The organism is Gardnerella sp. DNF00109, assembly GCF_049262845.1.
Lineage (GTDB): Bacteria > Actinomycetota > Actinomycetes > Actinomycetales > Bifidobacteriaceae > Bifidobacterium > Bifidobacterium vaginale.
Genome location: NZ_CP058406.1, coordinates 407,287 through 421,032 on the forward strand (window position 1 = coordinate 407,287; position 13,746 = coordinate 421,032).

The window sequence follows — 13,746 nt, forward strand, 5'->3', positions numbered from 1 at the left end:
TACATATAGCAGAAAATATGCACATGCACTTTTTATTAAAATTGATTATCTTCATTGATTATCCTAATTATGTAAAAACATTTAGCTATAAATATTTAGCCCTTTACTGATCCAGCTAAAAGACCAGAAACTATCCACTTCTGGCAGAAGCAGAAGAAAATAAACACTGGAATCAAAGCTAATACAGTCGTTGCCATGAACAAAGGCCAGTTTGTTGTGAATTGTTGTACAGCATTGTAAACCTGTAAGACAACAGTCTGTTTGTCTGTTGATGATAAGAACACGCTTGGTAAAAGAAAGTCATTCCAAGTACCCATTGTTTGGAAAACAACTACGGCTACAATAATTGGACGTATAAGAGGCAGAACTATAGTCCAATATATTCGGAATGGTCCTGCGCCATCAATTTTTGCTGCTTCAAATAATTCTTGTGGAAGAGCTTTCATATAGCCAACAATAAGAAAATAGCAAAAGACGCAGCTACCCATATATAGCGCTACAAGACCTGTAAGAGTATCTGTTAAACCTATTGAAGATTCCATACGGTATAAAGGCAATAAAGTCGCTTGTACTGGTATTGCAAATGTAATCATTAGGATTGACCCAATAATCATAGTAAAAAGAGATTTTTTCTGTACTACACCATAAGCTGCAAGTGATCCGATTAATACTTGCAAAATAACAGCAACAGCAGTCACAATAATTGTGTTTATAAATGCTTGAATGATTGTTCCATCTGCAAACGCATCTATGTAATTATTCCATAACCATTGTGTTGGTAGCTGCAATGGGTGTTTAATCATGTCGATAGGTGTTTTGAATGAACTAATTACAACGTAGTACAGGGGGACAGCGCATATTAGAGCAATTGTCCAAACAACTATAGTTCGAACTGTTTGAGATACGATTTTGTGACGCTTATTCATTATTGGAATCTCCTTGCAACTGTGCTTGATACCTTCATTTGGATTGCAATAACAATTACGCAAGCAATCGTGAATAATGTAGATAATGCTGATGCTAAACCAACGTCAGATTGTCCCATGCCGCGCATAATTATCGCTTGAGTTATGGTATTTGTGGAATGACCAGGACCTCCAGCGGTCAATGTGTATGGTAAGTCGTATATTTTCAAAGCAGTTGTCATCAATAAAAATGTTGAAACAACCATTCCTGGAATTAACTGTGGCAAAGTTATATGAACGAATCGCTGTAAACCATTCGCACCATCTACTCTCGCTTGTTCATAGAGATCTGCTGGAATTGCCTGAAGCCATGCGATGTATAAAGTAGCATGCCATCCAACTTGCATCCATACTGCTACGAACATTACGCAAAAACGTGCCCAGTTATCTTGAGAAAGCCATTGAATAGAAGGTAAGCCAAATGTGTGTAAAACTTGATTGGCGACTCCAGAATCTAAAGGAGAAAAAATGTATTGCCAAATTAGACCAATTACCGCTTGTGCTGGTACTCCTAGGAAGAAGAATAATGATCGCAAAAAACTCTTACCAATCATTGCTTGATTTAAAACAACGGCTAGAGGAATTGCCAGACATGTAACTACGATGGTAACGATGAATGAATACATCAATGTAAAAATTAATGCTGAAAGTAATGATGTGTCAGAAAAGACTTGTTGATACTTTTGCAAGCCGATGAAGTGAAAATTTAAATCGTAGCCATTGAAATCAGTAAATGAGTAAAAAATTGATTGCATTAAAGGAATTAAAGTTAACACAATAAAAATAATCACTATTGGCAATAGGAACCAAAATGAAGTTAAATTATCTTTAAAGTCAGCTGAAGATACAGAAAACTTATGTCTTATTTGCTCAGAATTGCTGTTATTGTTTGGTGAACACCTCATAGTAATGCCCCCTCTATGATCTACAAATCTGCTATTGCTAACAGGATTACAGATGCAAATTACTCTCGTCAATGAAAACGGGTTGCACTCTGTAACAGATTTTACTGATTTAAAATTTCAGAGTGCAACCCATTCTGCTTATACTATTTCATCGAATTCCATTTATCGTCTAACAACTTAGTGAATTCTTTTGGAGTGATTTTTCCTTGAACTAGCTCTTGTTGACGAGATGCCATTTCTGTCATCATTGCGCTAGGAGACTTGGAGAAGTTCACCCAGTAGAATTTGTTATTTTGGAAATAATCTTTAATAACTCCAGCAAGTTCAGCAGGAGGATCTGCGCGATACTTATCAGATAATGACAAAGTTCCAGCATTTGTTGTGAACGTCTTAAGACCATCCTTGCTGTTCAAATATGCTAAGAATGTTTTTGCTGCTTCTTGCTGAGCTTTAGATGCTTTAGCTGCAATAGCGAATCCTTGGTCAGGGCCACCATTAATCCACTGCTCTCCATTCTTATAAGAAGGCATAGGAGCAACACCAAAATTAATTCCAGAGGCTTTTACATCTGCCAAATCCCAAGGACCAGAACGCATAACTGCAAGATTTCCAGTGACAAATTCTTGCTTTACCTGATCTGCTGTTAGGCCAATGCTCTTATGAGGAATGACTTTTGCGTCTATAGCTTTAGCCCATTCGCTCAATGCTGGAGTCCACTCTTTACTAAATGTTGAAGATCCGTTCCAGATTACTTCGTCTTGCTTATCGTTTTTGTCAGAAGCATATTTACTTGCTAATAATGCCTCGAATGTGCCAGATGGCTGTGTGTTAAAATCTTCCAAGAATGCGACTTTACCAGAATCATTAATCTTCTTGCCCATAGTAATAAAGTCGTCCCATGTCTTAGGGAATTCAGTGTATCCAGCTTGCTTCAAAATATCTTTATTGTAAAACATTGCACCAACCCAAGCAGAAACTGGCATGCCATATGTTTTACCGTTGTGTTGGAATAGCTTGAAGTTTGATTCATCAATTCCAGAGAAGAATTTTGATCCTGAAATATCCAGAGCTTGACCAGATTGCATTATGTCAGTGCGGTTATCCATTGTTAAATTGAAAATCGTCGGAGGAGTACCGCCAGCTAGTCGAGTTTGCAGAGTTTGGATGTATTGCGTTGAATTTTGACCATATTGCGCATCAATCTTAATATTTGGATGTGCTTTTTGAAATGCTGAAATTACATTGCCTATCTGATTTTTCTTGAAGTAAGAATAAAACGAAATAGATACTTTTCCAGCAGAATTTCCATTGCCACATGCTCCCAATGGTAATAACACTGTGGCGAGTGTCACCAGTGCCACCGCCGTGCGCTTTACATTTCGAAACCCACACCTCATTGTGATTTCCTTTCTTTGTGATAGCAAATCTTCTACCATCTTTTCAATACGTATTAGTACTGATAGGTACAGTATGACACATATCTTATAAAAATGCAACTTAAATATAGTTATATGTGTTTTTAAAAAGATATATAACAAGCGTAAAAATAGTGATTTATTAAGGGATTTCGTTATTTATGGGCAAGATAAACTTGTATGGATAAAGAATATTTTATATATATTAGACAATATCCATTATTAATATTATAGTAATAATACGTATTAGTAATAATTGAATGTATACAGATAATATTTTTTAGGATGCAAGATGAACGTGGAAATTAGTCGCACAACGGATGTGCTAAATACAGCAGAGACAACAAAAACAAATGTAGTTTCAAACATGGCTTCAAACATAGCTGATAAATTTGTAACCACAATTAGGTTGCTCGAAGGGGAGCGCTGGTGGGGTGGAACAGTAATTGATGGGATATATGAACCATTTGGGAAACAAGTATTTACAAGAGATTTGTCTGAATGGACTCAAAAACTAAGAGAAGTTCCTGAAGCCTCAAATCAATCTTCTCCGCTACTAATATCTACGTGTGGACGATATGTATGGTGCAAAGAACCTTTCAAATTTACATTCGCAGATAGAACTCTATCGATAGAACATTCATCATCTCTAACGTTTACCAAAGTTGGGGATAAATTATCTGATGCTTATAAGTATGCTTGCAATAAATATTTTCCACCAAGCGGTAGAAGTATACCTGCAGATCTTATTGATAAGCCGCAATATAATACTTGGATCGAAATGCCTTATGCTCCAACGCAAAATAAAGTAGAAAATTATGCGCGTCAGATTCTTGAATTAGGAATGCCATCTGGAATCATTATGATTGATGACAAATGGTCACCTGATTATGGTGATTGGACATTTGATATTTCGCGTTTCCCAAAACCTCGTAAAATGATTGACTCATTGCACGAACAAGGCTTTCGTGTAATGCTTTGGCTAGTGCCTTTCATTAGTCCTGATTCTGAAAATTTCCGTTATTTGGAAAAAGAAAATCTTTTATTGAGAAGTGTAAATGGGGAAACAGCAATACGACGATGGTGGAATGGCTTGAGTGCTGTTTTGGATTTGTCGCATCCAAAAGCAATCTCTTGGTTAGAAGAGAAGCTTGATGCTCTTAGACAAATAGGTGTTGATGGGTTTAAATTCGATGGTGGTGATTTTTATGAGTGTCATAACGATGACATTTCATACGAATCAATGACGTCTGCAGAATTTTGTGAGCGATGGGCGAAATTCGGGTTGCGCTACTCTTACAACGAGTTTAGAGCATGTTGGAAAATGGGTGGTCAGCCTTTAGCGCAGCGCTTACGAGATAAGCCACAATCGTGGGGGGTTGAAGGTCTACAATCGCTTATTCCAGAAATAATAGCTCAAGGTCTTATTGGTCACGCATTCACATGTCCAGATATGATTGGTGGAGGCGAAATTGAATCTATGCAAAATGCTAATAGTATAGATCAAGATTTCTTTATTCGGTATGCACAGATTGCAGCATTATGTCCTATGATGCAATTCTCTACTTTACCTCACCGTGTTTTAGATAAAGAGCATATGAAAGCTCTAATTTGTGCTATAAGAACGAGAGAAGCACATTTGCCGACGATACAAAAGTTTGCATTAAATGCTGCTAATACTGGTGAGCCAATAGTACGACCAATGTCTTACCACTACGATCATTGTGAAGATATAATTGATCAATTCTTACTTGGAGACAGAATTATAGTGGCTCCAGCTCTTCATAAATATCAAAAACAGCGTTCTGTTTATATTCCTGATGGAAGTTGGGAAAGTGATGATAAAATTATTTTTGATGGACCAACTACTATCATTGTTGATACGCCGTTGGATCGAATTCCAATATTCACAAAAAAAATGTAGAGTATATTTTGTATATACTATATATTCTGTATATTTTGGGATTGATGGCAAGTAGTACAAAGGTTGTAATTGCTTAGCGATAGGTTGTAATGCAATGAGAATTTCACAAGACGGATTTGCCTACAAAGCTCCTACAAGTAAAGATGTAGCGACTTTAGCTGGAGTTTCGCAAACAACTGTTTCGTTTGTTATTAATGATAAAAACGGGATTGCTCCTGAAACACGTAACCGTGTACTCAATGCAATGCGCACACTTAACTATCATCCTAACGCTGGCGCTCGCATTCTTCGAACATCTAAGACGAACATTATTGCACTATTTGCAGAGATGCGTAGCAATAAAGATGCAAATGAAACTACTCCTTACATAGATACCATAGTTCGTTATGCTGAAGAACATGGATATGATGTTATTCTTAACACAACTGCACATGATTCAAAGAGTATACAAAGATTAGCTAATAAGACACTTTGTGATGCTTTTATCCTTATGGATATTGAGACTAATGATCCTCGTATACCAGTAGTTTGCCAATTGACTCAGCCAACAGTGCTAATTGGAAGACCTAGAAATGCGCAGGGCTTGGATGTCGTAGATTTAGATGCTCGTATTGCAGGACGCATGGCAGTTGATGAACTATATGAGACAAATCATCATCATATTGCTGTAATAGGGGAGCCTGTGAGTAACCCGTACTCTATAGACTTTGAAGAGCCTGAAAACATGTTCTTTATTCACGAGTTCCATATGGCCATACGTCAAGAATGTGAAAAGCTTAATATTCCGTATTCTATAATCCCAAGAAAATCTCCAGACTGGACAGGTTTTGTTGAATGCGCTGACAGATTATTGAAGTACAAAGATGATAGACTTGGTATTATTGTTCGTCAGCCTAGTGTGGCTCAGTGGTTGTTATGGTATTTGAAAGAACGAAATATTCAGCCTGGGAAAGATTTATCGGTTATCGTACATTGTTCTGATGATTATGCAGAGAGTTTCCCAACGCCTATTACTAATATTTCAACTGTTCCAAGAGAAGTTGCAAAAACTGCGATTCAACTAGTACTTCAGAGACTAGATAGTGAATCCAATCAACAGCATTCTGAATTTAAACAAAATAAGATTATTTCTAATCGCACTAATCGTGAGATACTTGTAGCTCCATCTAATATACATAGGAGAGCAACGACTGTTACATCATGGTAATACGCCTTTTAAGTATTTCATATGCAATTTGTGATATAAAAGTATTATGTCTCTTATGCGCAAAACAAAGCACGTGCTTATGAATAAACTTAAACGCGTGACATGTTTATGCGCAGCTGCGTCGATTTCTCTATTGGCGCTAGCGTCTTTGAGTGGGTGTGAGCCTAATAATCACGCGGTTGGGGATACGGGTAAGGCAGACGACATAGTTCACGATGGCATTGACGTAGAAGATATCAAGCTACTTATAGTTGGGTCAAAATCCGCATCTCTTGATTCCAAGCTTCTTCATTTATGCGAAAAATCTGGTTTGAGTGCAGCTTATGCTTCTGTGTCGGATGTTAAGAACGCTAATGAGGCTGCAAGGGATGCGATTAAGTCTGCTTCCGAGCAGCCTGTTTCTATGATATTGATTAACAACATCAATATTGATGCTTCAGATTCTACAGATTTAGGTGTTAAAAGCAATGCTGGTGGAGCGCATGTAGATTCAAAGGCTCGTGAATCTTGGATTGATGCGCTTAAATATGCTCGTTTTGCTGGAATACCAGTAGCTCTTGTGAATCCTAAAAATCCTCCAAAGGATTCAACTTTGTATGCTGCAAAATTGTATATTTTCAAGGATTTAGACAATCAAGCTTTGTTTGAGTTTAATAGGGATAATAAGTCGAATGTAGATAAATCGGGAAAAATTCAACATTCATCTCTTCTAAAAATCGTTCAATCCTTAATAGATAATACGCCTCACAGCAGGGATGTGATTATAAATGACAAGAACTAGCGTAATTAAGAAAGATTTGCCAGAGACTTCGCGGAGGCTGCAGATGCGTGATTTGAATAATTTGTGTGACATAAGTGACATGTCTGATTTGCCTGATTTGCCAAAAGTTAACGAATCTGGTTTAAATGCAGATGAAGTTTCTTATGCTGTGGAAAATGGCGACGTTAACATTACGACTAATCGAACATCTAGGTCTGTGCTTTCTATTGTGCGCGCAAACGTGTTTACACTTTTTAACGCGATTATCTTTGTAGCAATGGTGGTTGTTCTCGCTACTGGATCTTGGAAAGATGCCGTTTTTGGTTTTGTTATTTTGATTAACACTGGTATTGGCGTTGTTACTGAGTTGCGTGCAAAACACACGCTTGATAGGCTTTCGATTCTTGTGGCTTCGCGGTCGATTGTGCGACGAGGCGGAAAGAACGTTTTTATAAACCATTGCGATATTGTGCTTGGTGATTTGTTATGGGTTCGTGCTGGAGACCAGGTTCCTGCAGACGTGCAAGTGCTTGAATCTTGGGGTCTGGAGATGGATGAGTCAATGCTTACGGGCGAATCTGCAACTGTACGTAAGGCTGCAGAGGATCGTGTATATTCTGGCTCTACCGCTGTTTCTGGTGTTGCTTTGACTCGTGTTACGGCTGTGGGTGGCAACAGTTATGCTGCTAGATTGGCTGCTCAAGCAAAGGTTTACACTAAAACAATTTCGGATTTGAGCCGCGGAATTAACACGATTTTAAAGTGGATGACGATTGTTGTTGTGCCTCTTTGCGCTTTGCTTGTATGGTCTCAGATTAGTAAGGTTGGTGGTTTTGCGCTTGCGTGGCAGACTGGCAATTGGCGTAGTGCCGTGGTTTCTGCTGTCGCTGGTGTTGTTGGCATGATTCCAGAAGGTCTTGTGCTTTTAACTTCGCTTAATTTTGCTGTTGCTGCTATGCGCCTCGCTCGAAAAAAGACTCTGATACAAGAGCTAGAATCTGTGGAAACTTTGGCGCGAGTGGATTGTTTGAATTTGGATAAAACTGGCACTATTACGGATGGTGGAATCGCATTTGTAGGCGTGGATTTGCTTGATGACAATTTAAGTGATGTTGCAAAGCAGAGCAGCGCGGATGCTTTCGACTTGAATGATGGTTTGCGCGGTTTTGTAAATCAAGCTTTATTTGATTTATCTAATGAAGAAAATCCAAATGCTACTGGTATAGCAATTATGGAAGGTCTTGGTAGCAAAGATACCTTTAGCAAAGGTCTTAATGATAAAAATGTTGAAAATCAGGGTGTATCCTCTGGCTGCGTAATAAATAATCGTCTTCCGTTCTCGTCTTCTAGAAAATGGAGTGCTATTAATTACAAGCATAAAGATGGTAGTTTTGAAACTTGGTACATGGGTGCTCCAGAAGTTTTGGTTAGTGCGATCCGTGAGTTTCGTGATTGTTCTGACGGCAATTCTGATTCTAACTATTCTAATATGCGCTCGCATGAGCAGTTTGATCGTATTTTGCATAGTGTAAACGAATATGCTCAAAAAGGTGAGCGTGTGCTTCTCCTTGCTTTAGATGACAGCGATTCATGTGATTCTACTTTTTCTGATTCTCCTACTATTTCTTCTAATGCGCGTCCTGTTGCCTTGGTTCGCTGTTCGGAGAAAATTCGTTCGGATGCTAGACAAACGCTCGCATGGTTTAGGAAACAGGGAGTTAGATGCCGTGTTATTTCTGGCGATAATCCTATAACAGTTGCTGCAGTGGCTGAAAAAGTTGGATTAACCGGCGATTCTAAGCCTGTTGCTATGGATGCTAGGAATCTTCCTAAAGATGTTAATCAGCTTTCTCAGGTGCTTGAGAATGTTGATGTTCTTGGTCGTGTTTTGCCAGATCAAAAAAAGGCAATTGTTCAGGCTCTGCATGCTAAGGGTCATGTTGTTGCTATGACTGGCGATGGTGTTAACGATACTCTTGCGCTTAAAGAAGCGGATTTGGGTGTAGCTATGGGGAATGCTGCTCCTGCAGCTAAGGCTGTGGCTCAAGTTGTGCTTGTTGATTCGTGTTTTTCGCATCTTCCAGACGTGGTTGCTAGGGGTCGTCAGGTTATGGCAAATATGGAGCGTGTTGCAGGATTGTTCCTTGTTAAAACTGTGTATTCTGCACTTATTTCGGCTGGTGTTGTTCTTCTTGGTCTTCACTTCCCGTATTTGCCTCGTCACATAACTTATATTGGCTCGTTAACAATTGGTATTCCAGCGTTTTTGCTGGCTTTGGCTCCTAATTCAAGACGTTATATTCCAGGGTTTTTGCATCGTGTTGTGCGTTTTGCTCTTCCTAATGGTGTGGCTGTTGCTATATCTGTGTTGGTTACGGCTGTTTTTGCTCCTATGATGTTGGTGCGTGGTTTAGATGCTTCTGGTGTGAGTGCTTCCAAGCTCATTGTTGGTGCAGCCAAGTCTTTGGATGTGACTCGTAGTATTTGTTCGGTTGTTGTTTTTGCGCTTGGTGTAGTGGTTTTAGCTACTGTTTCTAAACCTATTTTTTCTTGGCGTGGAATAATGGTGTTGTGCTTTGCGCTGGCTGGTGTTGTGGGTGTGTTTATACCGTTTGTCGCTCATTTCTTTGATTTGCACATTCCAACTAATGGGAACGATATGTTTGTTATGATTTGTGCAGTAATGTTTGCTTTTGTTGTGTGGATGCTTTTACACTTATTTAGCAGACTAATCGTAAGTTGGTTAGACAACAGTCATTCTTCTGATATTTCTGCTGCAGATATTTCTATGGATGAAGATGCTGATTAGCTTTTATTAGCTTTTATCAACTTTAGTTGGTTTTTGGGTTTTGTAGTGCATTTTATTTTTATGTTGAACGCAACGTATATCGAATCGCTGCGTGTCGTGACTTTGAAATTATGCTTACAATGTATATGTGTTCAGTATTTTAGAAATGTTTTCGATTGGTGTAGGACCTAGTTCTTCTCATACTGTTGGTCCTATGCGCGCTGCGAACGCTTTTGTTACTTCTTTGAAGGAAAGTGGAAAGCTTAATAATGTTGCGCGAGTTCATGTTACATTGTACGGTTCTTTGTCTCTTACAGGTTTAGGTCATGGCACGGATCGTGCTTCTGTTGCAGGTTTGGAGGGTAATTTACCTGACGATGTTGATACAGAACACATGATGACTATTCGCGAATATTGTAAGAAAACTGGTACTTTGACTCTTGCTCATAGTCATACTATTGAATTTGATTACGATTCAGACGTGATTTTTGAAAAGTGGAAGCGCATGGTTGCACACCCTAATGGCATGAGGTTTGTGGCTTTTGATTCTCAAGGTAATACTGTTGACGAGCAAGTTTGGTATTCAATTGGAGGTGGTTTTATTCGCAAAGGTAACGCGAATGATGCAATGGTTGGGTTGCATGATCGCGTTTTAGACGATGCGAATAATGTTGATGATTCTAAGTCTGACTCGACAAATAATTCTGTAAATGGCGATTCTTCCGTAAATTCTTCCAATGATTCAACTGTTCCTTATCCTTTCTCGACTTGTAAAGAGCTTATTTCAATTTGCAAAAAAGAACATAAGAATATAAGTGATATTGTTTGGCAAAATGAGCTTGCTTTGCATGAGGGAGATGCGCATTACGTTCGCTCCTATTTGCTACATGTGTGGAAGGTTATGAGCAAGTGTGTGGAAAATGGTTGTAATTCTAAACAGGAGATTCTCCCTGGAGGACTTGATGTTCCTAGGCGTGCTCCCAATATGTATGCTCGTCTTGCTGCTAATTCAGATATGCTTCGTCAGAATCATCGTAGGGCTGATTCAGCTTTAGAAAGCTCCGATTCTGCGTGGGTTAATCTTTTTGCACTTGCTGTGAGTGAGGAGAATGCTGGTGGTGGTCGTATTGTTACGGCTCCTACTAATGGTTCTGCCGGAATTATTCCAGCTGTTTTGCAATATTATTGGCGGTTTGTAGATAGTGCTAGTGAAGATGGAATTGTAAGATTCCTTCTTGCTTCTGGCGCTGTTGGATACCTGTTTAAACGCAATGCTTCGATTTCTGGTGCAGAAGTTGGATGCCAGGGAGAAGTTGGTTCCGCGTGTTCTATGGCTGCTGCTGGATTATGTGAGGTGCTTGGCGGCACTCCTGAACAGGTTGAAAATGCTGCGGAAATTGGTATTGAGCATCATCTTGGTTTGACTTGTGATCCTGTTGGCGGTTTGGTGCAGATTCCTTGCATTGAGCGCAATGCTATGGCTGCTAATACGGCGATTAATGCTGTGAGAATTGCTCTGCTAGGTGATGGTTCGCATATTGTTAGCCTTGATAATGCGATTAAAACAATGAAGGAAACTGGTCAAGATATGATGTCTAAGTACAGGGAAACATCTAAAGGTGGACTCGCCGTAAACGTTGTTGAATGTTAGATTGAATGTTAGATTGAATCCTAAATTAAATTTTGGATTAGATTAGGATTTAACTTTATATTATTGGCATAGGTAGCGGTTGAGTGCTAATCTAAATCACGCTATAAGATTACAGAACTGTTATAATGTTTGAAGTTTTTGGATAATGCTATTAAACATTAGTTGATTTTTGCAAATGTTTTAAGCATTTACATATGGCTGTAAGGGATTGGAAAAGATTATAAAGGAGGGCAATATGGCACAGGATATGCCAGAAGTCGTTGCGGAATTTGGTACTACGCCAACGGTGACGTTCCCAGCGTCTGAGCCGCCAGCGGGGCTTAAGGTTGTTGAGTTAGTAGAAGGTAATGGTCCTTTAGTTCGCGCTGGAGATACTGTGACTGTTAATTATCATGGTGTTGTTTGGGGTGCGGATAAGCCGTTTGATTCTAGCTTTGATCGTCATAGGCCAGCAAGTTTTGGCATTGGCGTTGGTCAGGTGATTCAGGGGTGGGATCGTACTGTTCCAGGTCATAATGTTGGCTCTAGGCTTCTTGTTTCTATTCCGCCTGAGTATGGTTATGGTTCTCGTGGAGTTCCTCAGGCTGGAATTAGTGGTTCAGACACTCTTGTGTTTGTGATTGATATTATTTCTACGCGATGAATATTGCGTGTGGTTGATTTTTAATTTGCTGTTTTATTCTTTGTTCTTTATTAAGGAGATTACAAAATGGCTGAAGAAAAAACGATTTTGTTGACTAAGGAAGCTTACGATAAGCTCAAGGAAGAATTGGCTCATCGCGAAGGCGAGTATCGTGATGAAATTACTGAACGTATTGCTGCTGCGCGAGCTGAGGGCGATTTGTCTGAAAATGGTGGTTATCAAGCTGCTCGTGAGGAGCAGGGCAAGAATGAGGGTCGTATTAACGAGCTTATTGTTAAGCTTCGTAATGCTAAGATTCTCGAAGCTCCAGAAGCTGGCAGTGTTGGGAATGGCTCTCTTGTAACCTTGGAGCTTGCTGGCCGAGAAATGACTTATGTACTTGGCTCTCGCGATATTGCTGTTGCTACAGATTACGATGTTATTAGTCCAGAATCTCCAATTGGTGCTGCAATAATGGGCGCTAAAGCAGGTGATACTGTTAGCTATTCTGCTCCAAATGGTCGTGAGATTTCTGTAACTATCAAGGATTCTCATCCTCTTGCATAATAAATTTTATGTGACAGGAAAGTTCATTTTTTTTTTAATCGCTGTGATTTTAAAGCTCTTATAGCTGCTAATCACAGCGATTTTTTTTTATTGTTTGTTTTACATATTGAGAGAGTATTTGTAATGTTTTGCGTTTGCTAGAAATTTAGTTCTAGTTCTGCTTAAAACGTTAAATTTTTCTTAAGATAGTAACAACTTTACCCATTATTTTTGCGTGTGATCCATCTATAGGTGAATACGCTGGATTGTGTGGCATAAGCCAGACGTGACCATTGTCTTTTCTAAACGTTTTTACAGTAGCCTCATTATCTAGCAGTGCGGCAACTATATCTCCATTTGTTGCTTCATTTTGTTCTCGTACAACAACGTAATCTCCATCGCAGATTGCTGCATCGATCATTGAATCTCCATGCACTTCTAGCATAAATAGATTTCCGCTTCCAGTAAGTCTTTCTGGCAATCTCATAACATCTTCAACGTGTTGCTCTGCTGTTATAGGTGTTCCAGCTGCAATTCTCCCAACAAGTGGTACGTCGTGTGAGTGAATCAATGAGTCGTTGTTGTATATGCTTACATCTACTGCTGATTTTGTAATCAGTGTATGAGCTTTCTCCTTATTTTTCTTTAAGAAATCTCCAATAACCTCAATGGCACGCCCTTTATTGGCGCTTATTCTTATTAGTCCTTTCATTTCTAAGGCTCGCAATTGATGTTTTACGGAAGAAGGACTTCTTAAGCCTACAGCTTCGCCTATTTCTCTAAATGATGGAGGAAATCCATGTTCTTCAAGGCAATTTTGTATGGCATCCATGATTTTGCGCTGACGATCTGTTAGCGGTTCTGTGTTGTGCGCCGCGGAATCACTAATCTCGTTTGTGTTGATATTCATGGTGTCTCCTTTCGATGATTTTATTCTATGACAAACTTGCAAAAAAATCAAAC

The 13,746-nt window shown here is 39.1% G+C and carries 11 protein-coding genes; 7 read left to right on the plus strand and 4 right to left on the minus strand.

What is annotated here, in order from left to right; all coding sequences use genetic code 11:
- Positions 1-95: 95 nt before the first annotated feature.
- The 3 genes from HXT20_RS01515 to HXT20_RS01525 all read right to left on the minus strand — a co-directional run bounded on the left by HXT20_RS01515 (position 96) and on the right by HXT20_RS01525 (position 3,267).
- Positions 96-926 carry a carbohydrate ABC transporter permease gene (locus tag HXT20_RS01515; protein WP_004115716.1) on the minus strand — a complete coding sequence of 277 codons (831 nt, stop codon included), beginning with the start codon at positions 924-926 and terminating at the stop codon, positions 96-98.
- On the minus strand, positions 926-1,870 hold the full coding sequence (locus tag HXT20_RS01520) for a carbohydrate ABC transporter permease (protein WP_020760108.1): 945 nt from the start codon (positions 1,868-1,870) through the stop codon (positions 926-928). The genes HXT20_RS01515 and HXT20_RS01520 overlap by 1 nt, the downstream gene beginning before the upstream one ends.
- Positions 1,871-2,013: 143 nt before the next feature.
- A complete protein-coding gene (locus HXT20_RS01525) occupies positions 2,014-3,267 on the minus strand; it encodes an ABC transporter substrate-binding protein (RefSeq protein WP_004112252.1) in 1,254 nt (417 codons plus the stop codon).
- A 310-nt stretch (positions 3,268-3,577) separates the two neighbouring features.
- Here HXT20_RS01525 and HXT20_RS01530 point away from each other — a divergent pair, with 310 nt between their 5' ends.
- From HXT20_RS01530 to HXT20_RS01560, 7 genes are all read left to right on the plus strand, one after another.
- Positions 3,578-5,209 (plus strand): glycoside hydrolase family 31 protein, encoded by a 1,632-nt coding sequence (locus HXT20_RS01530; protein ID WP_020760919.1) that lies wholly within the window; start codon positions 3,578-3,580, stop codon positions 5,207-5,209.
- 94 nt (positions 5,210-5,303) lie between these two features.
- Complete coding sequence (locus HXT20_RS01535; RefSeq protein WP_004575042.1) at positions 5,304-6,416, plus strand: LacI family DNA-binding transcriptional regulator; 1,113 nt, start codon at positions 5,304-5,306, stop codon at positions 6,414-6,416.
- A 46-nt stretch (positions 6,417-6,462) separates the two neighbouring features.
- A complete protein-coding gene (locus HXT20_RS01540; RefSeq protein WP_004112257.1) occupies positions 6,463-7,197 on the plus strand; it encodes a hypothetical protein in 735 nt (244 codons plus the stop codon).
- Positions 7,184-9,985 carry an HAD-IC family P-type ATPase gene (locus HXT20_RS01545; RefSeq protein ID WP_410309167.1) on the plus strand — a complete coding sequence of 934 codons (2,802 nt, stop codon included), beginning with the start codon at positions 7,184-7,186 and terminating at the stop codon, positions 9,983-9,985. The genes HXT20_RS01540 and HXT20_RS01545 overlap by 14 nt, the downstream gene beginning before the upstream one ends.
- Before the next feature lie 145 nt (positions 9,986-10,130).
- Positions 10,131-11,615 carry an L-serine ammonia-lyase gene (locus HXT20_RS01550; RefSeq protein WP_004112260.1) on the plus strand — a complete coding sequence of 495 codons (1,485 nt, stop codon included), beginning with the start codon at positions 10,131-10,133 and terminating at the stop codon, positions 11,613-11,615.
- A gap of 235 nt (positions 11,616-11,850) precedes the next feature.
- Positions 11,851-12,258: an FKBP-type peptidyl-prolyl cis-trans isomerase gene (locus HXT20_RS01555; protein WP_004115707.1), complete on the plus strand. Its 408-nt coding sequence runs from the start codon at positions 11,851-11,853 to the stop codon at positions 12,256-12,258.
- A 66-nt stretch (positions 12,259-12,324) separates the two neighbouring features.
- The gene (locus tag HXT20_RS01560; protein WP_004112265.1) at positions 12,325-12,804 is read left to right on the plus strand and encodes a GreA/GreB family elongation factor; all 480 of its coding nucleotides are present in this window, start codon (positions 12,325-12,327) and stop codon (positions 12,802-12,804) included.
- 169 nt (positions 12,805-12,973) lie between these two features.
- On the opposite strand, the gene lexA is transcribed toward HXT20_RS01560, so the two are convergent.
- Positions 12,974-13,693: a transcriptional repressor LexA gene (gene lexA / locus HXT20_RS01565; protein ID WP_004112267.1), complete on the minus strand. Its 720-nt coding sequence runs from the start codon at positions 13,691-13,693 to the stop codon at positions 12,974-12,976.
- Positions 13,694-13,746: the final 53 nt, after the last annotated feature.

Bases quoted from the DNA above. Each gene is read 5' to 3' on its own strand.
- HXT20_RS01515 (WP_004115716.1), bottom strand. From the start codon at position 926: ATGAATAAGCGTCACAAAATCGTATCTCAAACAGTTCGAACTATAGTT.
- HXT20_RS01520 (WP_020760108.1), bottom strand. From the start codon at position 1,870: ATGAGGTGTTCACCAAACAATAACAGCAATTCTGAGCAAATAAGACAT.
- HXT20_RS01525 (WP_004112252.1), bottom strand. From the start codon at position 3,267: ATGAGGTGTGGGTTTCGAAATGTAAAGCGCACGGCGGTGGCACTGGTG.
- HXT20_RS01530 (WP_020760919.1), top strand. From the start codon at position 3,578: ATGAACGTGGAAATTAGTCGCACAACGGATGTGCTAAATACAGCAGAG.
- HXT20_RS01535 (WP_004575042.1), top strand. From the start codon at position 5,304: ATGAGAATTTCACAAGACGGATTTGCCTACAAAGCTCCTACAAGTAAA.
- HXT20_RS01540 (WP_004112257.1), top strand. From the start codon at position 6,463: ATGTCTCTTATGCGCAAAACAAAGCACGTGCTTATGAATAAACTTAAA.
- HXT20_RS01545 (WP_410309167.1), top strand. From the start codon at position 7,184: ATGACAAGAACTAGCGTAATTAAGAAAGATTTGCCAGAGACTTCGCGG.
- HXT20_RS01550 (WP_004112260.1), top strand. From the start codon at position 10,131: ATGTTTTCGATTGGTGTAGGACCTAGTTCTTCTCATACTGTTGGTCCT.
- HXT20_RS01555 (WP_004115707.1), top strand. From the start codon at position 11,851: ATGGCACAGGATATGCCAGAAGTCGTTGCGGAATTTGGTACTACGCCA.
- HXT20_RS01560 (WP_004112265.1), top strand. From the start codon at position 12,325: ATGGCTGAAGAAAAAACGATTTTGTTGACTAAGGAAGCTTACGATAAG.
- lexA (WP_004112267.1), bottom strand. From the start codon at position 13,693: ATGAATATCAACACAAACGAGATTAGTGATTCCGCGGCGCACAACACA.